Genomic DNA, 25,186 nt, shown 5'->3' on the forward strand with positions numbered 1-25,186 from the left:
GTTACAAAACCGCTAGGATCAAGAACCTGCAGAACAGGTGGTGGTAGACCAGTCGCAAGAAATCGTAGAACTGTCAGCGTCTTTAGCCGTGAAATCGCCCTCACCGGTCAACCCAGCGAGATCAGAAGGAATCGCAGCTGGGCCACTTTGACATGCTGCAGCCGTGTATGTCGGCAGAGGATCAATGTCTGCCACGATAGCAGCGGCCAGCCCCTTGGTGAACGCAGCTGCTTCACCCAAGCAAGCATTGACATTGCTCTTATTAACGTAATCGCGATACGCCGGGATGGCGATAGCAGCAAGAATACCGATGATCGCAACAACGATCATCAATTCGATCAAGGTAAAACCCTTTTGAGCTTTCATAAAGCATCTCCTGAAACTGGTTACAGGCTCTAAGACCTGACACACCAAAAGCACTTTACATGCCAACTCCATCCAGCCCATTGCTCAGAGCTAAAAGCCAACCCACAACGCCTGCCTGCTAGCGCTAGCAGGCAATACCTGCCCTTTTTTGTCACCCGCAAAAACCATATTTGGCAGTAGTCAACGACTAGGCTATAAGGGCTTGCTACAGAATTCCGAGGTATACCATGAACGATGCAGCCTACCTTTCCGGTCTCGCTAGACAAATCGTGGCAGCGCAGTTACTGGATGAGAAACAGGCGCAGCAAGCTCAAAGCCAAGCCAAACGCAATCAGCTACCACTAGTGACCTATCTGGTACAAAACAAGCTGGTCAAAAGCCGTGCTCTGGCAGAGTTAGCCTGCGAGCAGTTCGGCGTTGCGTTCATCGATCTGCATACGTTAGACAAAGAGAGCCAACCCAAAGACCTGATCAGCGAGAAGCTGATTCGCCAACATCGTGCGCTCCCTCTTTGGCGGCGAGGCAATAAGCTGTTTATCGGTGTTTCCGACCCCACCAACCATCAGGTCATTACCGACATCCAGTTCAGTACGGGCCTGAATACCGAAGCCATCCTGGTTGAGGACGACAAACTCGGCGATGCCATCGACAAATTCTTCGAGTCAGCCAATAGCGGCATGGAGGATCTGGCCGATGTCGATCTAGATGGTCTGGATGTCGAGGCGGTCGATGATGACAAGCCTATCGGAGAGGCCGGCGCCGATGCCGACGACGCCCCAGTAGTACGCTTCGTCAACAAAATGCTGCTGGACGCCATCAAGGGCGGATCCTCCGACCTGCACTTCGAGCCCTACGAGAAGACCTATCGCGTACGCTTTCGCACCGACGGCATCCTCCACGAGGTAGCACGCCCCCCTATCCAGTTGGCGCCACGTATTTCTGCTCGCCTCAAGGTGATGGCAGCACTGGATATTTCCGAGCGGCGCAAACCGCAGGATGGCCGGATCAAGATGCGTGTATCGAAGAACAAGGCCATCGACTTTCGCGTCAACACCCTACCCACCCTCTGGGGCGAGAAGATCGTCATGCGGATTCTCGACCCCACCAGCGCGCAAATGGGCATCGACGCCCTGGGTTACGAGGAAGAGCAGAAAGAGCTTTATATGAATGCCCTCAAACAACCACAAGGCATGATTCTGGTCACCGGCCCTACCGGGTCCGGCAAGACGGTGTCGCTCTACACCGGCCTGAACATTCTCAACACACCTGACGTGAACATTTCCACCGCCGAAGACCCGGTGGAGATCAACCTCGAAGGCATCAACCAGGTCAACGTCAACCCAAAGCAGGGCATGGATTTCACCCAGGCGCTACGCGCCTTCCTGCGTCAGGATCCGGACATCATCATGGTCGGCGAGATCCGCGACCTGGATACCGCATCCATCGCAGTCAAGGCTGCCCAGACCGGCCATATGGTGATGTCTACCCTGCACACCAACAGTGCTGCGGAGACCCTCACACGCCTGCGCAATATGGGTGTTCCGTCCTTCAATATCGCCACCTCGGTGAACCTGATCATCGCTCAGCGCCTGGCACGCAAGCTGTGCAGCACCTGCAAGAAGGAGGTGGACGTACCGCGTGAAACCCTGCTGGCCGAAGGTTTCCCCGAAGACAAGATCGGCACCTTCAAGATTTACGGCCCGGTTGGCTGTGACAACTGCAAGGGCGGCTACAAGGGCCGTGTCGGTATTTATGAAGTGGTTAAAAACACGCCCAACCTGCAGCGCATTATCATGGAGGAAGGCAATTCCATCGATATCGCCACACAGATGCGTAAAGACGGCTTTAATGATCTACGCACCTCCGCTTTGCTCAAGGCTATGCAAGGGGTTACCAGCCTTGAGGAAGTCAACCGCGTAACCAAGGATTAACCATGGCGGCAAAGGCTCTGAAAACCAGCGTATTTACCTGGGAAGGCAAGAATAGAAGCGGCTCGGTCGTCAAGGGCGAGATCAGTGGGCAAAACCCGTCTTTGGTCAAGGCTCAGTTGCGCAAGCAGGGTATAAATCCGACCAAGGTGCGCAAGAAATCGAGTTTTTCGCTCGGAGGCAAAGGCAAGAAAATCAAGCCCATGGACATTGCCCTGTTCACCCGACAGATGGCAACCATGATGAAGGCAGGCGTTCCATTGTTGCAGTCCTTCGACATCATTACCGAAGGTTTCGAAAACCCCAACATGCGCAAGCTGGTCGAAGAGCTCAAGCAGGAAGTAGCTGCAGGCAATAGCTTCGCCTCGGCGCTACGCAAACAGCCACAATATTTTGATGATCTTTATTGCAACCTTGTAGATTCCGGCGAACAGTCTGGAGCCTTGGAGACCCTGCTTGATCGGGTAGCAACTTATAAGGAAAAAACCGAGGCACTCAAGGCCAAGATAAAAAAAGCAATGACCTATCCGATAGCAGTTATCGTGGTGGCACTCATTGTCTCCGCTATTCTTTTGATCAAAGTCGTGCCGGCCTTCGAGTCAGTATTTGCTGGCTTTGGTGCCGAGCTCCCGGCATTCACCCAGATGGTCGTCGGACTGTCAGTCTTACTGAGGGAATGGTGGATCATCGTACTGCCCGGGCTTTTTTTACTGGCTTTTGCCCTGAAGGAAATCAACAGGCGATCTGAAAAATTCAGAGACGGCAAAGATAAACTATTGCTCAAAGTCCCGATTGTTGGCGACATTCTTTATAAGTCAGCTGTCGCAAGGTTCGCACGTACGCTTGCGACTACATTCGCAGCGGGTGTTCCGCTGGTAGATGCCTTGGACTCGGTAGCAGGCGCCACGGGTAACGTCGTTTTCCGCACAGCCGTGAACAAGATTAAAACGGACGTATCCAGCGGCACCCAGCTCAACTTCTCCATGCGAACAACGGGGGTTTTCCCGACATTGGCTGTGCAGATGACGGCTATTGGCGAAGAGTCCGGCGCCCTTGATGAAATGCTGGGCAAAGTCGCTACCTTTTATGAGGAGGAAGTCGACAATATGGTCGATAATCTGACCAGCCTGATGGAGCCCATGATCATGGCTGTCCTGGGTGTAGTAGTTGGGGGCTTGGTTATCGCCATGTACCTACCAATATTCCAGCTTGGCAATGTAGTCGGCTAACAATTAATGGATCTCTTTAACTACCTGGCCAGCAACCCGCTAGCCTTTGTTCTCTGTACTGCCTTGATCGGCTTGCTGGTTGGCAGCTTCCTCAACGTCGTCATCTACCGCCTCCCCCTGATGCTTCAGCGTGACTGGCAATGCCAGGCACGCGAGGTGCTGGAGCTGCCGGCCGAGCCCAAGAAGACCACTTTCAACCTGATTCTGCCGAACTCGAGCTGCCCTCACTGCGGCCATGAAATTCGCCCCTGGGAGAATGTTCCGGTCGTCAGCTACCTGTTCCTGCGGGGCAAATGCGCAAGCTGCCAGGCGCCCATCAGCAAGCGCTACCCGTTGGTGGAACTGACCTGCGGGCTGCTCTCGAGCTATATCGCCTGGCATTTCGGCTTTACCTGGCAAGCCGGTGCCATGCTGGTGTTGAGCTGGGGCCTGCTGGCGATGAGCCTGATCGATGCGGATCACCAGATCCTGCCGGATGTATTGGTGCTGCCGTTGCTGTGGCTGGGGCTGATCGTCAATGACTTCGGGCTGTTCACCAGCCTCGAAGAGGCCCTGTGGGGGGCGATTGCCGGTTACCTGAGCCTGTGGTCGGTGTACTGGCTGTTCAAGCTGATCACCGGTAAGGAAGGCATGGGTTATGGCGACTTCAAGCTGCTGGCCATGCTCGGTGCCTGGGGCGGCTGGCAGGTGCTGCCGCTGACCATCCTGCTGTCGTCACTGGTGGGCGCTGTGCTCGGGGTGATCATGCTGCGTATGCGTGGCAGCGCCACCAGCACGCCGATTCCCTTCGGCCCTTACCTGGCCATTGCCGGCTGGATCGCCCTGCTCTGGGGTGACGACATTACCACCCGCTACCTGCAATTCGCCGGGTTTTGACTGCTGCGGCTCGGATCTGTCCGAGCCGTCATACTTTCAGTCTGCGTCCGTGCAGACTTTCCCCGCGCCGCGATCCGCTCTACCCTTGCGCCACTTCAATCCCCAGGATGCTTCCATGCCGCAATGGATAACCCGCCCGGGCTGGCCCGGCCATCTGCTCGCGATGGCGGGAGGTGCGCTCACCACGCTGGCGCTGGCGCCACTCGATATCTGGCCGCTAGCCGTCATTTCTATCGCCTTGCTCTACTTCGGCCTACGTGAACTGCGCCCTGGCCAGGCAGCGTTGCGCAGTTGGAGCTATGGCTTCGGCCTGTTCGCATCCGGCACCAGTTGGGTGTACGTCAGCATTCATGACTATGGCGCGGCCTCGCCAGCACTGGCCGGCCTGCTGACGCTGGGTTTCGTTGCTGGGCTTGGCTTGTTCTTCGCCCTACCCGGCGCGCTATGGGCACGCTGGTTCAGGCGCAGCGAAGCACCACTGCCGGATGCCCTTGCCTTCGCTGCGCTGTGGGTCGCTCAGGAGGTATTCCGCGGCTGGTTCCTGACCGGGTTCCCCTGGCTCTACGCGGGCTACAGTCAACTCAGTGGCCCGCTGGCTGGCCTGGCGCCGGTGGGCGGGGTCTGGCTGCTGTCGTTCGTGCTGGCATTGTCGGCGGCGCTGATCGTCAACCTCAACGCCCTGCGCCCGAAAAAGCCGTTCTACGTCGCAGCCGTGATCCTTCTGCTTGCCCCCTGGGGTGCAGGGCTGGCGCTGCAGGATCACGCCTGGACGAGCGCCAAGGATCAGCCGCTCAAGGTGGCCGCCATCCAAGGCAACGTCGCGCAGAACCTCAAGTGGGATCCCGCACAACTCAATGCTCAGCTGGCGCTTTATCGCGACCTCAGCTTCAGCTCCAAACCGGTGGATCTGCTGATCTGGCCGGAAACCGCCATCCCGATCCTCAAGGATCAGGCACAGGGTTACATCGGCGTGATGGATCGTTTCGCCCGCGAACGCAACATGGCGCTGATCACTGGTGTACCGGTACGCCAACCCAACGCACAAGGCGAAATGCGTTACTACAACGCCATCACCAGCTTCGGTGAGGGCCAGGGCACCTACCTCAAACAGAAGCTGGTGCCTTTCGGCGAGTACGTACCGCTGCAGGAAGTCCTGCGCGGCTTGATCGCCTTCTTCGACCTGCCGATGTCCGACTTCGCGCCAGGCCCTTCGGATCAGCCTCCGCTCTTGGCCAAGGGTTACCGAATAGCGCCCTATATCTGCTACGAGGTGGTGTATCCGGACTTTGCAGCACAGCTCGCCGCGCAGAGCGACATCCTGCTGACCGTGAGCAACGACGCCTGGTTCGGCACCTCCATCGGCCCTTTGCAGCACCTGCAGATGGCACAGATGCGCGCTCTGGAAGCCGGTCGCTGGATGATCCGCGCCACCAATAACGGTGTGACCGTGCTGATCGACCCGCACGGCCGCGTAAAGGAATGGCTGCCACAGTTCGAGCAGGCCGTGCTCTATGGCGAAGTACAGGCCATGCAGGGGCTGACGCCTTATCTGCAATGGCGCAACTGGCCGCTAGCGATCCTGTGTACATTGCTGCTGGGCTGGGCGCTGCTGGCCAGCCGCATGGCCAAGACGGTATAGGGACGGCTTCAGTCGTCGCACCACGGCTCCCGGATTACATCCGGGCTACTCGCTCGGGACGCAAAATCCGCAGGCGTACCGCCTGCGGCGAGTAGGCCCTACTGCTTCCCGTAGACGATGGGATACGCCATCAAGCCGATGGCTTCATTGAGCAGCATGCTGCTCTGCCAGATCGCCCGCGACTCCGGCAACCAGCCGCCCAGCGGGCGCTCGTAGCTGGTGCTGAAGTAGCCCATCGGCGCTGTGATCACTTCGAACCCGGCCTGCTCGAAGCTCCAGCGCGCCCGCGGCATGTGCCAGGCCTGAGTGACCAGCACCACGCGCTTTACACCTTGAGGCTGCAGCAGCCTGGCGCTGAATTGCGCGTTTTCCCAGGTGGTTCGGCTCTCCTCCTCCAGCCAGCGAATGGGCAGACCATAATCTTGGCTCATGCTTTCGGCCATCAACGCGGCCTCGCTGGGTGGCTGGCCGTAATGCAAACCGCCCGTCGCGGCCAAGGGCAAGCCCGAGGCACGCGCCAGGCGTGCGGCATAACGCAAACGCTCGAGCGACCAGATGCCGGGCTGATCCGTTCGGCCCCAGCCCGGATCGTTCTGTTCCCGTCCGGCGCCCAGGATGACGATGGCATCGGCTCGCTGCACCAATGTCGACCATTGCTCTGGCGCCAGCACGGGCTCACGCTCCAGCCATTGCGCACTCAACTGCGTCACAGCCGGCAAACTCATCAACCACAGGCCGCCCAGACCAGTGACGAAGCACACCGCAGACAACCGGGGAAAACGGCGGCGCAGCCACCAGGCCAGCACAATCAGGATCAGCAGGATGCCGGGCGGCATCAGCAACTGCTTGAAGATGAAGCGAATCGGCATCAGGCACCTCCAGGGCGCCCAAGCCTAGCGGGGATTGCCGCTGCGGAACAACTTCGACCCGCAGGCCTGGCATGCCTGCGCATCCTGGCCACGGTGCCAGCTCACGGAGGTACCACAGAGTGCACAGCACAATGCCTGGCGCCGCTTCATCACGGGTTTGACCTTGCTGACTCGGCGACTCGCCGCCGGCTTCACACCGCGCAATGGCTGCCGCTGAATCAGCGCCAGCTCTTCGGCCGCCGCGTGCCAGCCGCGCAACCAGTGCAAATCACGATTGAGATAAGCATGGATGAGTTCCAACTCGGCCTGGCTCAACCCATCCAGCTCGAGCTCACGCCTGGGCTCGGCATGCAGACGACTGGCGGTATCGGCCTCCTCGAGCGCCAGGGCAAGCCGCTGCAGCAACCGCTCGTACAAGCCACTGCGTTCCCCTTGCTGTACATCGACCATCGAACACCTCGTGAGCCCCAATTGCGCAGGGGCTTCGAGTAAAGAGTAGCGGAGGCACTGCGGGCGGCCTGGCACCGCGACAAACGGCGGGCCCGGCGTAATCTGGGTTTCCCTCGATAGACGGCGCTCATGTATGCTACGACGTTTTCCGCAAGCCCCATTCCTTCAGCGCCAGAGCCATGCACGAACAGTACTCGCCCCGTGAAATAGAAGCCGCCGCGCAGTCCCACTGGGACGCGCAGAAATCCTTCGTCGTCAGCGAACAGCCCGGCAAGGACACCTTCTACTGCCTGTCGATGTTCCCCTACCCCAGCGGCAAGCTACACATGGGGCACGTGCGCAACTACACCATCGGTGACGTGATCGCCCGCTACCAGCGTATGCAGGGCAAGAACGTGCTGCAGCCGATGGGCTGGGACGCCTTCGGCATGCCGGCGGAAAACGCCGCGATGAAGAACCAGGTGGCACCGGCCAAGTGGACCTACGAGAACATCGCCTACATGAAGTCCCAGCTCAAATCGCTGGGCCTGGCCATCGACTGGACGCGCGAAGTCACCACCTGCAAGCCGGATTACTACCGCTGGGAGCAGTGGCTGTTCACCCGCCTGTTCGAGAAGGGCGTGATCTACCGTAAGAACGGCACCGTCAACTGGGATCCGGTCGACCAGACCGTACTGGCCAACGAGCAGGTCATCGACGGCCGCGGCTGGCGTTCGGGCGCGCTGATCGAGAAGCGCGAAATCCCGATGTACTACTTCAAGATCACCGCTTATGCCGAAGAGCTGCTGAGCAGCCTGGATGAGCTGGATGGCTGGCCCGAGCAGGTCAAGACCATGCAGCGCAACTGGATCGGCAAGAGCTTCGGTGCCGACATCGTGTTCGACTACGACGTCGCCAGCATCGGCATCGACGGCCAACTGAAGGTCTACTCGACCCGCCCCGACACCCTGATGGGCGCCACCTACGTGGCCGTGGCCGCCGAGCACCCGCTGGCCCAGCGCGCCGCCGAATCCAACCCGGCTATCGCCGCCTTCATCGCCGAGTGCAAGGCCGGCTCCGTGGCCGAGGCCGATATGGCCACCATGGAGAAAAAGGGCCTGGCCACCGGCCAGTTCGTCATTCATCCGCTGACTGGCGACAAGCTGCCGGTGTTCGTCGCAAACTACGTGCTGTGGGGCTACGGCGAAGGCGCGGTGATGGCCGTGCCGGCGCATGACGAACGCGACTTCGAGTTCGCCAACAAGTACGACCTGCCAATCCAGCAGGTCTACACCGGCGAGGGCAAGGACTACGACGCCAGCACCTGGCAGGACTGGTACGGCGACAAGGCCGGCCTGACCACCATCAATTCCGGCAAGTACGATGGCCTGGACTTCAGCGCCGCCTTCGACGCCATCGTCGGCGACCTCGAAGCCAGCGAGCACGGCGCGCGCAAGACCCAGTTCCGCCTGCGCGACTGGGGCATCAGCCGCCAGCGCTACTGGGGCTGCCCGATCCCGATCATCCACTGCGAAAACTGCGGCGACGTGCCGGTGCCGGAAGACCAACTGCCGGTGGTGCTGCCCGAAGACGTGGTGCCGGACGGTGCTGGCAGCCCGCTGGCGAAAATGCCCGAGTTCTACGAGTGCAGTTGCCCGAAATGTGGCGCACCGGCCAAGCGCGAAACCGACACCATGGACACCTTCGTCGAGTCGTCCTGGTACTTCGCCCGCTACGCCAGCCCGAATTACGACAAGGGCATGGTCGACCCAGCTGCGGCCAACCACTGGCTGCCGGTGGATCAGTACATCGGTGGTATCGAACACGCCATCCTGCACCTGCTCTACGCGCGCTTCTTCCACAAGCTGATGCGCGACGAGGGCCTGGTGTCCTCCAACGAGCCGTTCAAGAACCTGCTGACCCAGGGCATGGTTGTCGCCGAGACCTATTACCGCACCCTGGAAAACGGCGGCAAGGACTGGTTCAACCCGGCCGACGTGGAAGTCGAACGTGACGCCAAGGCCAAGGTCATCGGCGCCAAGCTGAAGAGCGACGGCCTGCCGGTGGAAATCGGCGGCACCGAGAAGATGTCCAAGTCGAAGAATAACGGTGTCGACCCGCAGGACATGATCGACGCTTACGGCGCCGATACCTGCCGCCTGTTCATGATGTTCGCCTCGCCGCCCGATCAGAGCTGCGAATGGTCGGATGCCGGCGTCGAGGGTGCCAACCGCTTCCTGCGCCGCGTCTGGCGTCTGGCTCACGGTCATGTTGCTGCGGGTCTGCCGGGCAAGCTGGATGTCGCCAGCCTCAACGACGAGCAGAAGGCCGTGCGCCGCGCCATCCATCTGGCGATCAAGCAGGCCAGCAACGATATCGGCCAGCACCACAAGTTCAACACCGCCGTCGCCCAGGTGATGACGCTGATGAACGTGCTGGAAAAGGCCGCCACCGCGACCGAGCAGGATCGCGCCCTGCTGCACGAAGGCCTGGAGATCGTCACCCTGCTGCTGGCGCCGATCACCCCGCATATCAGCCACGAGCTGTGGCAACGCCTGGGTCACAGCGATGCAGTGATCGACGCGCAATGGCCGCAGGTCGATGAAACCGCCCTGGTGCAGGACAGCCTGACCCTGGTGGTGCAGGTCAACGGCAAGCTGCGTGGGCAGATCGAAGTGCCGGCCTCCGCTTCCCGCGAAGAAGTCGAGGCTGCAGCCCGCGCCAACGAGAACGTGCTGCGCTTCACCGAAGGCCTGAGCATCCGCAAGGTCATCGTGGTACCGGGCAAGCTGGTCAACATAGTCGCCAACTGATGTAAGCTCGGCGCCACCGTCGTGTGGCGCCGTGATCCGCCAAGGGGATTTGATAATGATGAAACGGAATCTGCTGGTCATCGGCCTGGCCGTACTGCTCAGCGCCTGTGGTTTTCAATTGCGTGGCACGGGCAGCAACCAGTTCGCCCTGACCGAACTGAGCGTCAGCGGCCGCGATACTTATGGGGAAAGCGTCCAGCAAGTGCGTGAGGCGTTGGAAAACAACGGCGTCAAGGTATACCCCGGCGCCCCGTACAAGCTGGTTCTCGCCCGAGAAAGCGAAAAGCGTCGCTCCGCCAGCTACACCAGCAACGGGCGCAATGCCGAGTACGAGCTGACCATGGGCATCGAGTATGAGATCCGTGGCGCGAACAACCTGCTGCTGACCAGCAATGAACTCGAAGTTCAGAACTATTACCAGCAGGACAGCAACAACCTGATCGGCTCCGACCAACAAGCTACGCAACTGCGCAGCGAAATGCGCAGTGATCTGATTCAGCAACTGGTCATGCGCCTGAGCCTGATCACCCCGGAGCAGCTCGACCAACTGGAGCAGACCGCCGTCGCCCGCGCGAGGGCTGAAGCCGACGCAGAAGAAGCCGCGCGCAAGGCACGCGAAGCGCAGGTCGCGCCGCAGCAATCGCCCATCGAACTGCCGCGTCAGTGATGCAAACGGGCCGCTCAGCGCGGCCCGACTCCCTCGCCCATGAAACTGTCTCCCGCCCAGCTCGGCAAACATCTGCAAGGTGCGCTCGCACCGGTCTACGTCATCAGCGGTGACGAGCCCCTCCTCTGTCAGGAGGCTGCCGATGCGCTGCGTAACGCCTGCCGCCAGCAGGGTTTCGCCGAGCGCCAGGTGTTCAACGCCGAAGCCAACTTCGACTGGGGCAACCTGCTGCAAGCCGGGGCCAGCCTGTCGCTGTTCGCCGAGAAGCGGCTGATCGAACTTCGCCTGCCCTCAGGCAAGCCGGGCGACAAGGGCGCAGCGGCCCTGCTCGAGTACCTTGGCCGCCCGCCGGAAGACACCGTGCTGCTGCTCAGCCTGCCCAAGCTCGATGGCAGCACGCAGAAAACCAAGTGGGCCAAGGCCCTGATCGAAGGCGCCAGCTCGCAGTTCATCCAGATCTGGCCGGTCGATGCCCATCAGTTGCCGCAGTGGATTCGCCAGCGGCTCGCCCAGGCAGGACTGAGCGCCAGCCCTGATGCGGTGGACATGATCGCCGCACGCGTCGAAGGCAACCTGCTGGCGGCCGCCCAGGAAGTGGAAAAGCTCAAGCTGTTGGCAGAAGGCAACCAGGTGGATGCCGAGACTGTCCAGGCGGCAGTGGCCGACAGTGCGCGCTTCGATGTCTTTGGCCTGATCGATGCGGCCCTCAATGGCGAAGCCGCGCATGCCCTGCGCATGCTCGAGGGGCTGCGCGGCGAAGGCGTGGAAACGCCGGTGATACTCTGGGCCCTGGCGCGCGAACTGCGCCTGTTGGCCAGCCTGGCGCACCAGCATGCCCAGGGTGTGCCCCTGGAAAAGGCCTTTGCCAGCGCGCGCCCCCCGGTCTGGGACAAGCGCCGCCCGCTCGTGTCCAAAGCCCTGCAACGGCATAGCAGCAAACGCTGGGGACAGCTATTGCTGCAGGCGCAACAGATCGATGCACAGATCAAGGGCCAGGCACCCGGCAATCCCTGGAGCGAGCTGGCCCTGCTGACCCTGCAACTCGCCGGGCAACGCCTGCGTCTCACCCAGTAGGGCGGGTGCAACCCGCCATTAATCAGACGGCGGGTTACACCCGCCCTACGGCCTGGACATTTTCTGTACAGCGGCGCATAGTCCGCGCCGCCTGCATCAGCGCAGGCAGCCTGCATGAGGACACGCCATGAGCAAGAAAACCGGCAAACGGCCGAACAAGGCCAAATCCATCGTCGCCCAGCCACTGTTCCGCTGCCGCCAGGAGCGACCACAGAAAGGCAAAGGCAGCTACCGCCGCGAAGCCTCCCACAACTGGGAGGCTTCTTGCTTTATGCGTCCTGCGATTTCGCTGATGGCCCTGTACCAGGCCCGAGCATGCTAAGGTAACCGCCTGCTTAGATCCCCTGAGATAGACATGCCATCCCAGTTTTCCCGTTCGCCCCTGGCCCTGCTTCCCCTCCTCCTGCTGGCAGCCTGCGCCCAGGCGCCTGCCGAGAATCTGCCGACCACGACCAGCGTGCCGACGGCTCAGGTCAGCGACGTACCGACCCTTCTCAGTTTCGCCGACTGGCGCCAGGCGCTGCGCGCCGAAGCACTGCAGAAAGGTATCGATGCCGCCGTCTTCGACCATGCCTTCAGCGGCATCATCCCTGACCCTGCGGTGATGAAAGCCGACAGCAGCCAACCGGAATTCACCCGCCCCGTCTGGGAATACCTCGACGGCGCCGTCTCGGCCAGCCGCATCGGCCGTGGTCGCGTGTTGCTGGCGCAGCACAACGTCATGCTGCGCCAGATCGAACAGCGCTATGGCGTCGATGCACCGATCCTGGTGGCGGTCTGGGGGCTGGAGAGCAACTTCGGCAACAACATCGGCAGCAACAGCGTAATCCGCTCACTGGCCACGCTGGCCTTTGAAGGGCGTCGCCAGGGCTTCTGGCGCAACCAGTTGCTGGCTGCATTGCAAATCCTGCAGCACGGCGACATCCCCAGCGAGCGCATGGTCGGCTCCTGGGCCGGGGCGATGGGGCAGACGCAGTTCATGCCCACCACCTACAACGAACACGCCGTGGACTTCGACGGCGACGGCAAGCGTGACCTGTGGACATCCTCGGGCGATGCCCTGGCTTCGGCGGCGCACTACCTGCAATCCTCGGGCTGGCAACGCGGTCAGCCCTGGGGCTTCGAGGTGCGCCTGCCCAAGCAGTTCGACTACTTCCACGCCGATCCGGATCAACGTCGCACCCTGGCCGAGTGGCAGGCACTCGGGGTGACGCCAGCCAGCAGCAGCAAAGGCGCAAGCCCGGACAGCCGCGCCACGCTGGTACTACCAGCCGGCCATCGCGGCCCGGCCTTCCTGCTGCTGGATAACTTCCGCAGCATCCTGCGCTACAACAACTCCACCTCGTACGCCCTGGCCATTGGCTTGCTCGCCGACAACTTCCTCAAGCCCAGCGAGATCCAGGCCAGCTGGCCGCGCGACGAACGCCAACTGGGCCGCAGCGAACGCATCGAGCTGCAGGAGCTACTGGCCAAGAACGGCTTCGATCCAGGCCCGGCCGACGGCATCATCGGTGCCAACACACGCAAGGCCATCCGCCTGCTGCAACTACAACAGGGCGAAGCCGCTGACGGCTATCCGAACCTGGAATTGCTGGAACTGCTGCGCACGCGCTGATCGTCGCCGCACGCAGCGTGGCAGTGCAGCGACGATCAGCCGGCATCGGCCTTCCTGCCGCTGTGGTAAACTCCCCGGCGGCCAAAAGCCGCCCGCCCCATGGAGCCTCTACCGGAGCCCTGATTTCCGATGTCCGACACCTCCTCGTCCAAACCCGTCGCCAGCGGCGAAAAATTCCGCACCGCCCAAGGTATTACCGCGATCAAGGATGGTCAGAAACGCCGTGGCTCGGCCGAGCCTCAGGTGTTCGAGCCCAAGCCCAAATGGCTGCGGGTCAAGGCGCCGGGGGGCAGCCGCTTCGAGGCGGTCAAGCGTAACGTCGGCGAGCATCGCCTGAGCACCGTGTGCCAGGAGTCGCACTGCCCGAACATGGGCGAGTGCTGGTCCAACGGCACGGCCACCATCATGCTGATGGGCTCGGTGTGCACCCGCGCCTGCCGCTTCTGCGCCGTCGACACCGGCAACCCCAATGGCTGGCTGGATCTGGAAGAACCACAGAACACCGCCAAGTCGGTGGAACTGATGGCGCTGCGCTACATCGTGCTGACCTCGGTGGATCGTGACGACCTCGACGACGGCGGCGCCAGCCATTACGCGGCCTGCGTGCGCGCGATCAAGGAAAACACCCCGCACATGGTGGTCGAGGCCCTGACGCCCGACTTCGACGGCGACCATCAGGCCATCGAACGCGTCGTGGATTCCGGCCTGGAAGTCTTCGCGCAAAACGTCGAGACGGTGAAACGTCTGACCCACGTGGTTCGTGACCCGCGCGCCGGCTACGAGAAGACCCTCAAGGTACTAGAACACGCCAAGAAGCATCGGCCCGACGTGCTGACCAAGACCAGCCTGATGCTGGGTCTGGGTGAAACCGACGAAGAAATCATCGAGACCATGGATGACTTGCGCGCCATTGGCGTGGACATCCTGACTCTTGGCCAGTACCTGCAGCCCACCCGCAATCACCTCAAGGTGCAGCGCTGGGTCAGCCCGGAAGAGTTCAATCGTTTCCGTGACATCGGCCTGGAAAAGGGCTTCATGGAAGTCGCCGCCGGCCCGCTGGTACGCTCCAGCTACCGCGCTGATCGGGTGTTCGAGAAGAACAACCTGGGCCTTGCCGCACCGGTACCGGTGCCCGGCCAGGACGTCGATACCAGCCTGATTCCGGCGCTGAATCTGAATTGACAGCTATCACGGGATAAACGAAAGGGGGCGCCATGGCGCCCCCTTTCTATTCTGCTGCTTAGCGATACCCCAGCCTGCCCCGCAGCGCCTGTTCCAGCCGTTTAGCCACCTCGCCGAAAGCTGGCGGTGCTTGCAGCAGGTCGCGCATCTGCACCATCTTCAGCCCGGCGTAACCGCAGGGGTTGATGCGCTGGAACGGAGTCATATCCATATCCACGTTGAGCGCCAGGCCATGGAACGAGCAGCCGCGGCTGACGCGCAGGCCGAGCGAGGCGATCTTGTCGCCCGCCACGTAGACACCCGGCGCATCCGCCTTGGGCGCCGCCTCGATGCCATAGCCGGCCAGCAGGTCGACCAGGCTCTGTTCCATGGCGGTGACCAGCTCACGCACGCCCAGATCGAGACGACGCAGATCCAGCATCAGGTAGACCACCAGTTGTCCTGGGCCGTGATAGGTCACCTGGCCGCCACGCTCGACCTGCACCACCGGAATGTCACCCGGTGCCAGCAGGTGCTCGGCCTTGCCAGCCTGACCCTGAGTGAACACCTGGGGATGCTGCAGCAGCCAGATTTCATCCGGCGACTGCTCATCGCGCTCACGGGTCAGCTGACGCATCGCATCCAGCGTGGGCTGATACTCGACCAACCCCAGGTGGCGCACGATGAGTTCGGGCATGCTCGTCACAGCACCATGTGCACGCGGCCGGTGGCGCGCAGGTCGACGTGAATCGCCTGCAGCTGCTCGACGCTGGTGGCGGTGATCAGCACCTGCACGGAGAGGAAGTTGCCGTTGCGGCTATCGCGCAGCACCAGCGTCGAGGCATCGAGATCCGGCGCATGGCGCTGGATCACCTCGATCACCAGATCGGAGAAACCTTCACCTGCAGTACCGATCACCTTGATCGGGTAACGCTCGCAGGGAAATTCGATTTTTGGAGCTTGAACGTCGGTATCGGTCATGGCATCAGCGGGCTCGAAGCCCGTCCAGAAAGGGGCCGCTCCAGCTAAGAGCGGCCCGCTGTATCAATTGAAGAAGCCGAAGAAGAACAGCTTGATGCTGTCCCACAGGCGCCGCAGGAAACCACCCTCTTCAACCGGCTCCAGGGCAACCAGATCGGCGCTGTGCACCACTTCGTCACCCAGCTTGACCTCGACCTTGCCGATCACGTCACCCTGAGCGATAGGCGCGATCAGTTGCGGGTTGAGGGTCATGCCGGCCTGCAGTTTTTCCAGTTGGCCCTTGGGCATGGTCAGCGCCAGATCCTGCGCCAGACCGGCCTTGACCACACTCTTCTGGCCTTTCCAGACGGTCGCCTGGGCCAGTTCGGTGCCCTTCTGGTAGAAGGTGCGGCTCTCGAAGAAGCGGAAGCCATAGGTCAGCAGCTTCTGGGTTTCGGCGGCACGGGCCTGCTCGCTGTTGGTGCCGAACACGGCAGTGATCATGCGCGCGCCGTCACGTACGGCAGAGGCCACCAGGCAGTAACCGGCTTCCTGGGTGTGGCCGGTCTTCAGACCGTCGACGGTCTTGTCGCGCCACAGCAGCAGGTTGCGGTTGGGCTGCTTGATGTTGTTCCAGAGGAAGTCCTTCTGCGAGTAGATGGCGTAATGGTCGGCATCTTCGTTGATGATCGCGCGCGCCAGGATGGCCATGTCATGAGCACTGGAATAGTGCTGCGGATCAGGCAGGCCGGTGGCGTTCATGAAGTGGGTATTCTTCATGCCCAGGCGCTCGGCAGTCGTGTTCATCATGTCGGCGAAGGCGTCTTCGCTACCGGCGATGTATTCGGCCAGGGCGATGCTCGCGTCGTTGCCGGACTGAATGATCACGCCATGCAGCAGGTCGCCGACGCTGGCCTGGCTATTGACCGGCAGGAACATGGTCGAACCGCCCGAACCGGCACCGCCGGTGCGCCAGGCATGCTCGCTGATGGTGACCATGTCTTTCTCGCCGATCTTGCCGGTTTGAATTTCCAGCGTGGCGATGTAGGCCGTCATCAGTTTGGTCAGGCTGGCGGGCGGCAGGCGCTCGTCGGCTTTCTCGCCCACCAGCACCTGGCCGGTGGCGGCGTCCATCAGCACGTAGGCGGTAGCCGCCAGTTGCGGCGGTGCCGGTACGACCTGCGGGGTGGCCCAGACCAGTGGCGAAGCCAACAGGGTCAGGAAGAGGAAGGCACGTTGCGCGAAGCTGGTGATGTTCATCCGTCTCTCGAAAGTCGTTGCGTGGATTGTGAAGCGGCTCCGAAGGAGCCTTACCCGGCCGCCAAGCATGGTGACCCGTGGGTTAGTCCGGCCAATACCGGTTTAGTGCCATCAGCCCCGAGAAGAAGTTCAAACCACCTTCATCGGGACTGGTGGGATCGAGTCAGTCCGCACGCACCAGCGTCGGCTGCCCAAGGTTGGCGAGGCGTACATTGCTTTGCAGCTTTTCAGCCTCGCCCTGGCTGCTGATCGGCCCCAGGCGCACCCGATGCAGTATCTGCTGGTCGCGCACCACTGAGCTGATGAACACCGGCACACTGGTCGTCTGGCTCAACTTGTCCTTCAACAGCTCCGCAGCGTCCGGATTGGCGAAGGCTCCCACTTGGAGATACAGGCCAGAAGCTGCGAGTGAATCGTTTTTTTTTGCGTCGATCTGCACCGGCACCACGGCCGCAGCGTGCTGCTCAGGCGGCGGCGAATACTGCTCGATGGCTTGTGGCATGGCCTGAGCCACCGGTTGCGAGGTGATGGCCTTGGCCGGCTGGTTGTTGGCCAGCACCAGCGGCACCGGACGGCCCTGCTGAGCCCACCATTCGTGAGGATCGATCCCTTCGACCTTGACCCGAGCGGTGCCCTTCTCGGCATAGCCGAGCTTCTTCGCCGCGGCGAAGGACAGGTCGATGATGCGATCGGAATAGAACGGCCCGCGGTCATTGACCCGCAGGATCACGCTCTTGCCGTTTTCCAGATTGGTCACCCGAACGTAGCTGGGCAGGGGCAGGGTCTTGTGCGCGGCGGTCATGCCGTACAGGTCGTAGGTCTCGCCATTGGCAGTGGCCTGACCGTGGAATTTGGTGCCGTACCACGAAGCCGGGCCGACTGCCGAGTAGCGGCGTGCATCCTGGATCGGGAAATACTGCTTGCCCAGCACGGTGTAGGGCGCGGCCTTGACCGGGCCGTAGTGCGGCATCGGGATCGCGTCCTGGATCTTCGAGACGTCGACGTCCCACCAGGGCGCGCCATCGCGGTGCGGGCGGTTGAAATCATCCGGCCCGGAGAGGCCTGCGTCCGACTGCACCACCGGTTGCGTCGAGCGATGGGACGAGCAACTGGCCACCAGCAACGCGGCGGCGATGCATGCCCCCAATGGCAGCAGCTTCCTGGAACGGCTCATTGTTTACCCCGCGCTTGCACCAGCAGTTCGGCCAGTTGGTTGACGGCCATGGCGTACATGACGCTGCGATTGTAGCGGGTGATGACGTAAAAGTTGGGCAAACCGAGCCAATACTCGTCGCCTTCGGCACCTTCCAGACGAAACGCGGTGACCGGTACGTCGTCAGCCAGCACGTCGGCACTGTGCCAGCCGAGCGCACGCAGTTCACCCACGCTCTTCACCGGATCGAGGCCTTCGGTCAGGCCCTCGTCGACGCGCTCGCCACTGACCTGGGCGCGGCTAGCCACCTGGCCGCCGGCCTGCCAGCCATGACGCTGGAAGTAGCTGGCGACGCTGCCAATGGCATCGGTCGGGTTGTTCCAGATGTTGATATGGCCATCGCCATCGAAGTCCACGGCGTAGGCACGGAAGCTGCTCGGCATGAACTGCGGCAGGCCCATGGCGCCGGCGTAGGAGCCCTTGAGCGAAAGCGGATCGACCTGCTCCTCGCGCGTCAGCATGAGGAACTCGCGCAGCTCCTTGCGGAAGAACGGCGCACGCGGCGGGTAGTCGAAGGCCAGGGTCGACAGCGCATCCATCACCCGGTAGCTGCCGGTATTGCCACCGTAGAAGGTTTCCACGCCGATGATGGCAACGATGAACTGAGCGGGCACGCCATAGTCAGCCTCAGCCTTCTCCAGGGCTGCCTGGTTTTTCCGCCAGAAGTCCACGCCCTGGGCGATACGCTTGTCGGTGATGAAGATTGGCCGGTATTCCTTCCACGGCTTGACCCGTTCAGCCGGTCGCGAAATCGCGTCGAGGATGGCCTGCTTGCGCTGCACCTCGGCGAACAGGTTGACCAGTTGCTCGCTGGCAAAACCATAGTCACGGGTCATTTCCGTGATGAACTCGGTCACCTGCGGCGAACCGTCGTAGTCGGCTGCCAACACCTGGGCGCCGCTGCCGAGCAGACCGGTCAGGCCGATCCCCATGAACGTCCTGGCCGCCCAGTTGCGCAATGCATGCATTAACTCAAAACCCCCAAATCAAACCTGAGCGATCCACTTCCTGTGGGTATGGATCGCCATCAATATCCCGAAGCCTGACAACAGCGTCACCAGATGGGTTCCGCCGTAACTAATGAACGGCAAGGGCACTCCCACCACGGGAAGCAAGCCACTGACCATGCCGATGTTGACGAAGACATAGACGAAGAAGGTCATCGTCAGAGCGCCCGCCAGCAGCTTGCCGAACAGTGTCTGCGCCTGCGCGGTGATCACCAGGCCGCGCGCGATCAGCAGCAGGTACAACAGCAGCAACAGGCAGACGCCCACCAGGCCGAACTCTTCGGCGAGCACGGCAATGATAAAGTCCGTATGGCTTTCCGGCAAAAAATCCAGGTGCGACTGAGTGCCCAGCAGCCAGCCCTTGCCCAGCACACCGCCGGAGCCGATGGCGGCCTTGGACTGGATGATGTTCCAGCCAGAGCCCAGCGGATCGCTTTCCGGATTGAGGAAGGTCAGCACGCGACGCTTCTGGTAGTCGTGCATGAGGAAAAACCACATGCCCACGGCAATCGGCACCACGGCCGCCGCCGCCCCGAGAATCCAGCGCCACTGCAGCCCCGCCATGAACACGACGAAACCACCCGAGGCGAGAATCAGCAGCGAGGTGCCCAGATCCGGCTGCTTGGCGATCAGCACCACCGGCACGATGATCATGGCCAGACTGACGACGATGTGCTTGAAGCGCGGCGGCAGGTTGTGCCGCGCCAGGTACCAGGCGATGGTCATGGGCATGATGATCTTCATGAACTCCGCCGGCTGGAAGCGAATCACCCCGGGGATGTTGATCCAGCGCGTGGCGCCCATCGCGGTGTGCCCCATCACCTCGACCACCATCAACAGAGAGACGCCGACCAGATAACCCAGCGGCACCCAGCGCGCCATGAAACGCGGGTCGAACTGGGCGATGGCGATCACCGCGACGATGCCGATACCGAAGGAGGATGCCTGCTTGATCAGCAGGTCGACGTTCTTGCCGCTGGCCGAATAGAGCACGAACAGGCTGCCGGCACCGAGCAGCAGCAGGAGCAACAGCAGCCAGCCGTCGATGTGCATGCGCTGCAGCAACGTGGCGCGACGGCGCAGCACGTCATCATCGGACAGGGTTCTGTCGAAATTGCCCTTCATCGCTGGCTGACCTCGGTTTTCTGCGGGGTGGCGTATTCCGCCTTGAGCTGGCCGTTCTCGTCCAGCAGCCAGGCATCCATCACCTCCTTGACCACAGGCGCCGCGACGCCGGAACCGGATTCGCCGTTCTCCACCATCACCGATACGGCGATCTGCGGATTGTCGACCGGGGCGAAGCCGATGAACAGGGCATGGTCACGATGCCGCTCCTGCAGTTTTTCGCGGTTGTATTTCTCGCCCTGGCGGATGGCAACCACCTGGGCCGTACCGCTCTTGCCGGCGATGCGGTAGACCGCGCTATCACCCACCTTGCGCGCGGTACCACGCGGGCCGTTCACCACCTGTTCCATGCCGTGGATACCGTAGTCCCAGTATTTGGGATCACGCAGCACGATGTCCGGCATCGGGCTGGGGTCGATGGGCTGCTGGCCATCAATGGTCTTGGCCAGGTGCGGGCGAATCCACTTGCCATGGGTCGCCATCAGCGTGGTGGCTTGCGCGAGCTGCAGCGGCGTGGTCTGCATGTAGCCCTGGCCGATCCCCAGAATCAGGGTTTCGCCGGGATACCAGGGTTGGCGATAGCGGGCTCGCTTCCAGTCACGCGACGGCATCAGGCCGGAGGTTTCCTCGAACATGTCCAGCGCCACGCGCTGGCCGAAGCCGAAGCGGCTCATGTAGGCATGCAGGCGATCGATGCCCATCTTGTGCGCCAGATCGTAGAAATAGGTGTCGTTGGAACGGGCGATGGCCAGGTCGAGATCGATCCAGCCGTCACCGGTGCGGTTCCAGTTGCGGTATTTGTGGCTGTTGTTCGGCAACTGATAGAAGCCGGGATCGAACACCCGCGTCTGAGGGGTGACCACGCCGGCATCGAGGCCGGACACCGCCACCATCGGCTTGACCGTCGAGCCCGGCGGATACAGGCCGCGCAGCACGCGGTTGTACAGCGGCTGGTCGATGGAATCGCGCAGCTCGCCATAGGCCTTGAAGCTGATGCCGGTGACGAAGGGATTGGGGTCGAAGCTGGGCTGACTGACCATGGCCAGCACTTCGCCGGTCTTCGGCTGAATCGCCACCACGGCGCCACGGCGCCCGCCGAGCGCTTTCTCGGCGGCTTCCTGCAGGCGCGCATCGAGGGTCAGGACGATGTCCTTGCCCGGTTTGGGATCGATACGGTTGAGCACGCGCAGCACGCGACCGCGCGCGTTGGTCTCGACCTCTTCGTAGCCCACCTCGCCGTGCAGCTCATCCTCGTAGAAGCGCTCGATACCAGTCTTGCCGATATGGTGGGTACCGGCGTATTCGGTCGGGTCGAGGCGCTTGAGCTCCTGCTCGTTGATGCGCCCGACATAACCGACGGAATGAGCGAAGTGCTCTTTCTGCGGGTAATGCCGCACCAGTTGCGCGGCCACCTCCACGCCGGGCAGGCGGAACTGGTTCACCGCCACACGAGCGATCTGTTCTTCGGACAGCTCGAACAGGATCGGCACCGGTTCGAACGGGCGGCGGCCCTGGCGCACACGGCGCTCGAACAGCGCACGGTCGTCCTCGGTCAGTTCCAGCACCTCGACCACGGTATCCAGTACCTGCTGCCAGTCACCCGCGCGTTCGCGGGTCACGGTCAGGCTGAAGCTGGGTCGGTTGTCGGCGATGATCACCCCATTGCGGTCGTAGATCAGCCCACGTGTAGGCGGTATCGGCTGCACGTGGATGCGGTTGTTCTCCGCCAGGGTGGAGTGATAGTCGAACTGCACCACCTGCAGGTAGTACATGCGGGCGATCAGCACACAGGTCAGCAGCAGCACCACCACGCCGCCGATGATCACCCGGCGCTTGACCAGGCGAGCGTCCTTTTCGTGATCCTTGAGGCGAATCGGCTGCGGCATGACTACTTGATCACTTGTGGTACGGGTGGCCGGACAGCACGGTCCAGGCACGATAGATCTGCTCACCGATGAGGATGCGCACCAGCGGATGCGGCAAGGTCAACGGCGACAACGACCAGCGCTGCTCGCTGCGCGCGCACACCTCCGGCGCCAGCCCTTCCGGGCCGCCGACCATGAGGTTGACGGTACGCGCATCCAGACGCCAGCGCTCCAGCTCGGCCGCCAGTTGCTCGGTGCTCCATGGCTTGCCATGGACTTCCAGGGTGACGATACGTTCCCCCGGCTGCACCTTGGCCAGCATTGCCTCGCCCTCCTGACGAATCAGGCGGTTGACGTCGGCGTTCTTGCCCCGAGTGTTCAACGGAATCTCGAGCAGATCCAGCGGCAACTCGGCCGGCAGGCGCTTGACGTACTCCTGCCAGCCCTCCTCGACCCAACGCGGCATGCGCGAACCGACGGCGATCAGCTTGATCCGCATTACTCGGCGCTGTGCTGGGCGCGGCTCTGCTCGGCACCCTGCCACAGGCGCTCGAGGTCGTAGAACTGGCGAGCGGTCGGCAGCATGACGTGGACGACGATATCGCCCAGGTCGAGCAGTGCCCATTCGCCGCTGTCCAGGCCTTCGCTGCCGATGGCGCGGACGCCCTGCTCCTTGACCTTCTCCAGCACGTTGTCCACCAGCGCCTTGACCTGACGGCTGGAGCTACCGCTGGCGATCACCATGAAATCGGTGATGCTGGTCTTTTCCTTGACGTCGATGACGGTGATGTCGGTGGCCTTGATTTCTTCCAGCGCGGCGACGGTGATCTTGACCAGCTCTTCGCTGGGCATGTTCTGACTCTTCATAGGTAACTCGTTTGCCTCATGTAATGGATGCGCGCTCGCGCGACATCTCAAGCGTTCGGCGCACCATAAAGCTGGTACGCCTGGATATAGGCCAGTACCGCGTCCGGCAGCAGATAACGCGCCGATTTACCGCTGGCCAGCAATTGCCGGATCTGCGTGGCAGACACCGCCAGCGGCGTCTGCCAGATGAAACTGATCTGCCCGCCAGCCCCGGTCAGGCTCAGCGGGTCGCTGACGCTACGCGCCGCCAGCAGATCGCGCAGCGCCTCGGGCGCCTCGCTATCGGCATCCGGCCGCTGCAGCACCAGCAGGTGGCAGTGTTCGAGCAGTTCCTGCCAGCGATGCCAGCTGGGCAGGCTGCAGAAAGCGTCCCAGCCAACCAGAAGAAACAGCTGATCGTCTGCCGCCAGTTCGCTGCGCACCGACTCCAGGGTGTCGACCGTGTAGGACGGGCGATCCCGGCGCAACTCGCGGTCATCGACCGACAGCCTCGGTTCGCCGGCCACGGCCAACTCGACCATGGCCAGACGCTGTTCGGCGCTGGCCTGCGGCGCCTGCCGGTGTGGCGGACGGGCGCTGGGGATCAGCCTTAGCTCGTCGAGCAGCATGAACTCGGCCACTTCCAGCGCCGCACGCAGATGCCCGATGTGCACCGGGTTGAAAGTACCGCCGAGCAGGCCGATACGTCGGGCGCCGAGTCCGTTCATTTATATGCGAATGTGTCCGTCGCCGAAGACCACGTACTTCTGACTGGTCAGCCCGTCCAGACCAACCGGGCCACGCGCATGCAGCTTGTCGGTGGAAATGCCGATCTCAGCGCCCAGGCCGTACTCGAAACCATCGGCAAAACGGGTCGAGGCATTGACCATCACCGACGCGGAATCCACCTCGGTGAGGAAGCGCCGCGCATCCGTGAAGTTCTCGGTGATGATCGAGTCGGTGTGCTGCGAGCCGTAGTGGTTGATGTGCTCGATGGCCGCGCCCAGCGAATCGACGATGCGAATCGCCAGGATCGGCGCGTTGTACTCGGCAAACCAGTCGTCCTCGCTCGCTTCCAGCACATCACTGCCGAGCAGCGCGCGGGTGGCGGCATCACCGCGCAGCTCCACGCCCTTGTCGCGGTAGATGGCGGCCAGCGGCGGCAGTACGCGCGCGGCGATGGCTTCATGCACCAACAGGGTTTCCATGGCATTGCACGGCGAATAGCGCTGGGTCTTGGCGTTGTCGCAGACGCGGATGGCCTTGTCGAGATCGGCGGCAACGTCGACATAGACGTGGCAGACGCCGTCCAGGTGCTTGATCACCGGCACCTTGGCGTCGCGGCTGATGCGCTCGATCAGGCCCTTGCCGCCACGCGGCACGATCACGTCGACGAACTCCGGCATGGTGATCAGCGCGCCCACGGCAGCGCGATCGGTGGTTTCCACCACCTGCACGGCGGCGGCTGGCAAGTCAGCCTCGGCCAGGCCCTGCTGGATGCAGCGGGCAATCGCCTGGTTGGAATGAATGGCCTCGGAGCCGCCACGCAGGATGGTGGCGTTGCCGGACTTCAGGCACAGGCTGGCGGCATCGATGGTCACGTTCGGCCGCGACTCGTAGATGATGCCGATCACGCCCAGCGGCACGCGCATCTTGCCGACCTGGATGCCCGATGGCAGGTAGCGCATGCCTTCGATCTCGCCAATCGGATCGGGCAACGTGGCGACCTGGCGCAGGCCCTCGATCATCGAGTCGATGACCTTTGGCGTCAGCGCCAGGCGGTCGACCATGGCTGGCTCCAGGCCGCTGGCGCGCGCGGCGGCCAGATCCAGCTCATTGGCGGCGGCAAGCTCGGCGCGGGCGGCGTCGAGGGCGTTGGCGGCGGCCTGCAGGGCGCGATTCTTCTGCGCGGTGCTGGCCCGGGCGAGCACCCGCGAGGCCTGGCGGGCAGCCTGGCCCAGGCGGGTCATGTAGTCGTGCACGGACTCGGTCATGGCGGCGGAGGTCTGACGGTTGAAAAAAGGGGCTGATTATAGCCGGCCCGCGCCCCCGCGCACAGCCACGCCCGGCAAGCGGTCGGCAATCACTTGAAACCAGGGTTTGCGCCGCCTCTCGGGTAGACAGCCCGTTCGCGCCATGCCGTCGGTAACACGCCACGCCCAGCGCCAGAGCGACACCTGGCGCAACGGTGACACCCATGGCCAGGTGCCACCCGAAGGTTGGGTAAACAAAAACGGGGCGACT

General features: G+C 62.4%; 22 protein-coding genes and 2 pseudogenes. 10 read left to right on the forward strand and 14 right to left on the reverse strand.

Annotated elements, in window-relative coordinates; genetic code table 11:
• Nucleotides 1–18: 18 nt before the first annotated feature.
• Nucleotides 19–366, reverse strand: coding sequence for a prepilin-type N-terminal cleavage/methylation domain-containing protein (locus tag VC352_RS14175; protein ID WP_322980204.1), 348 nt, complete (start codon nucleotides 364–366; stop codon nucleotides 19–21).
• A 227-nt stretch (nucleotides 367–593) separates the two neighbouring features.
• On the opposite strand from VC352_RS14175, the gene pilB reads away from it, so the two are divergent.
• The 4 genes from pilB to lnt all read left to right on the forward strand — a co-directional run bounded on the left by pilB (nucleotide 594) and on the right by lnt (nucleotide 6,038).
• Nucleotides 594–2,297, forward strand: coding sequence for a type IV-A pilus assembly ATPase PilB (gene pilB, locus VC352_RS14180; protein ID WP_322980205.1), 1,704 nt, complete (start codon nucleotides 594–596; stop codon nucleotides 2,295–2,297).
• A gap of 2 nt (nucleotides 2,298–2,299) precedes the next feature.
• On the forward strand, nucleotides 2,300–3,523 hold the full coding sequence (locus tag VC352_RS14185) for a type II secretion system F family protein (RefSeq protein ID WP_322980206.1): 1,224 nt from the start codon (nucleotides 2,300–2,302) through the stop codon (nucleotides 3,521–3,523).
• A gap of 6 nt (nucleotides 3,524–3,529) precedes the next feature.
• The gene (locus VC352_RS14190; protein ID WP_322980207.1) at nucleotides 3,530–4,399 is read left to right on the forward strand and encodes an A24 family peptidase; all 870 of its coding nucleotides are present in this window, start codon (nucleotides 3,530–3,532) and stop codon (nucleotides 4,397–4,399) included.
• 115 nt (nucleotides 4,400–4,514) lie between these two features.
• Complete coding sequence (lnt, locus tag VC352_RS14195; protein WP_322980208.1) at nucleotides 4,515–6,038, forward strand: apolipoprotein N-acyltransferase; 1,524 nt, start codon at nucleotides 4,515–4,517, stop codon at nucleotides 6,036–6,038.
• 98 nt (nucleotides 6,039–6,136) lie between these two features.
• Here lnt and VC352_RS14200 read toward each other — a convergent pair whose 3' ends face one another.
• Together VC352_RS14200 and VC352_RS14205 are read right to left on the reverse strand one after the other, a co-directional pair.
• Nucleotides 6,137–6,907 (reverse strand): YdcF family protein, encoded by a 771-nt coding sequence (locus VC352_RS14200; protein WP_322980209.1) that lies wholly within the window; start codon nucleotides 6,905–6,907, stop codon nucleotides 6,137–6,139.
• A gap of 24 nt (nucleotides 6,908–6,931) precedes the next feature.
• On the reverse strand, nucleotides 6,932–7,357 hold the full coding sequence (locus VC352_RS14205; protein WP_322980210.1) for a hypothetical protein: 426 nt from the start codon (nucleotides 7,355–7,357) through the stop codon (nucleotides 6,932–6,934).
• 179 nt (nucleotides 7,358–7,536) lie between these two features.
• Here VC352_RS14205 and leuS point away from each other — a divergent pair, with 179 nt between their 5' ends.
• From leuS to lipA, 6 genes and pseudogenes are all read left to right on the forward strand, one after another.
• A complete protein-coding gene (gene leuS / locus VC352_RS14210) occupies nucleotides 7,537–10,149 on the forward strand; it encodes a leucine--tRNA ligase (RefSeq protein ID WP_322980211.1) in 2,613 nt (870 codons plus the stop codon).
• A 55-nt stretch (nucleotides 10,150–10,204) separates the two neighbouring features.
• Nucleotides 10,205–10,816, forward strand: coding sequence for an LPS assembly lipoprotein LptE (gene lptE / locus VC352_RS14215; RefSeq protein ID WP_322980212.1), 612 nt, complete (start codon nucleotides 10,205–10,207; stop codon nucleotides 10,814–10,816).
• Between the two features lie 39 nt (nucleotides 10,817–10,855).
• A complete protein-coding gene (holA, locus tag VC352_RS14220; RefSeq protein WP_322980213.1) occupies nucleotides 10,856–11,890 on the forward strand; it encodes a DNA polymerase III subunit delta in 1,035 nt (344 codons plus the stop codon).
• Nucleotides 11,891–12,017: 127 nt separating this feature from the next.
• A pseudogene (arfA, locus tag VC352_RS14225) lies at nucleotides 12,018–12,164 on the forward strand (alternative ribosome rescue factor ArfA); the annotation flags it as partial.
• 81 nt (nucleotides 12,165–12,245) lie between these two features.
• Complete coding sequence (locus VC352_RS14230; RefSeq protein ID WP_322980214.1) at nucleotides 12,246–13,505, forward strand: lytic murein transglycosylase; 1,260 nt, start codon at nucleotides 12,246–12,248, stop codon at nucleotides 13,503–13,505.
• A gap of 129 nt (nucleotides 13,506–13,634) precedes the next feature.
• Entirely contained in the window at nucleotides 13,635–14,687 is a 1,053-nt protein-coding gene (gene lipA, locus VC352_RS14235) for a lipoyl synthase (protein WP_322980215.1), read from the forward strand.
• Nucleotides 14,688–14,745: 58 nt separating this feature from the next.
• Here lipA and lipB read toward each other — a convergent pair whose 3' ends face one another.
• The 11 genes and pseudogenes from lipB to VC352_RS14290 all read right to left on the reverse strand — a co-directional run.
• Nucleotides 14,746–15,363, reverse strand: a complete 618-nt coding sequence (gene lipB / locus VC352_RS14240; RefSeq protein WP_322980216.1) for a lipoyl(octanoyl) transferase LipB — start codon at nucleotides 15,361–15,363, stop codon at nucleotides 14,746–14,748.
• Between the two features lie 5 nt (nucleotides 15,364–15,368).
• Nucleotides 15,369–15,647 carry a DUF493 domain-containing protein gene (locus VC352_RS14245; RefSeq protein WP_159973647.1) on the reverse strand — a complete coding sequence of 93 codons (279 nt, stop codon included), beginning with the start codon at nucleotides 15,645–15,647 and terminating at the stop codon, nucleotides 15,369–15,371.
• Nucleotides 15,648–15,710: 63 nt separating this feature from the next.
• Nucleotides 15,711–16,886 (reverse strand): D-alanyl-D-alanine carboxypeptidase family protein, encoded by a 1,176-nt coding sequence (locus tag VC352_RS14250; protein WP_322980217.1) that lies wholly within the window; start codon nucleotides 16,884–16,886, stop codon nucleotides 15,711–15,713.
• Nucleotides 16,887–17,049: 163 nt separating this feature from the next.
• Nucleotides 17,050–18,060, reverse strand: a complete 1,011-nt coding sequence (locus VC352_RS14255) for a septal ring lytic transglycosylase RlpA family protein (protein WP_322980218.1) — start codon at nucleotides 18,058–18,060, stop codon at nucleotides 17,050–17,052.
• Complete coding sequence (mltB, locus tag VC352_RS14260) at nucleotides 18,057–19,067, reverse strand: lytic murein transglycosylase B (RefSeq protein WP_322980219.1); 1,011 nt, start codon at nucleotides 19,065–19,067, stop codon at nucleotides 18,057–18,059. Before mltB ends, VC352_RS14255 begins: the two co-directional genes overlap by 4 nt.
• An 18-nt stretch (nucleotides 19,068–19,085) precedes the next feature.
• Nucleotides 19,086–20,189, reverse strand: coding sequence for a rod shape-determining protein RodA (rodA, locus tag VC352_RS14265; protein ID WP_322980364.1), 1,104 nt, complete (start codon nucleotides 20,187–20,189; stop codon nucleotides 19,086–19,088).
• A 38-nt stretch (nucleotides 20,190–20,227) separates the two neighbouring features.
• Nucleotides 20,228–22,117 (reverse strand): penicillin-binding protein 2, encoded by a 1,890-nt coding sequence (gene mrdA, locus VC352_RS14270; protein ID WP_322980220.1) that lies wholly within the window; start codon nucleotides 22,115–22,117, stop codon nucleotides 20,228–20,230.
• Nucleotides 22,118–22,127: 10 nt separating this feature from the next.
• Nucleotides 22,128–22,595: a 23S rRNA (pseudouridine(1915)-N(3))-methyltransferase RlmH gene (rlmH, locus tag VC352_RS14275; protein ID WP_322980221.1), complete on the reverse strand. Its 468-nt coding sequence runs from the start codon at nucleotides 22,593–22,595 to the stop codon at nucleotides 22,128–22,130.
• Nucleotides 22,595–22,948, reverse strand: a complete 354-nt coding sequence (gene rsfS / locus VC352_RS14280; RefSeq protein ID WP_322980365.1) for a ribosome silencing factor — start codon at nucleotides 22,946–22,948, stop codon at nucleotides 22,595–22,597. The genes rlmH and rsfS overlap by 1 nt, the downstream gene beginning before the upstream one ends.
• A 62-nt stretch (nucleotides 22,949–23,010) precedes the next feature.
• Nucleotides 23,011–23,670, reverse strand: a complete 660-nt coding sequence (gene nadD, locus VC352_RS14285; protein ID WP_322980222.1) for a nicotinate-nucleotide adenylyltransferase — start codon at nucleotides 23,668–23,670, stop codon at nucleotides 23,011–23,013.
• Nucleotides 23,671–24,945: pseudogene (locus tag VC352_RS14290) on the reverse strand (glutamate-5-semialdehyde dehydrogenase); the annotation flags it as partial.
• Nucleotides 24,946–25,186: the final 241 nt, after the last annotated feature.

Origin of the sequence: Pseudomonas sp. C11 (assembly GCF_034683865.1) — a bacterium.
In the GTDB taxonomy this organism is placed as follows: Bacteria; Pseudomonadota; Gammaproteobacteria; order Pseudomonadales; family Pseudomonadaceae; genus Aquipseudomonas.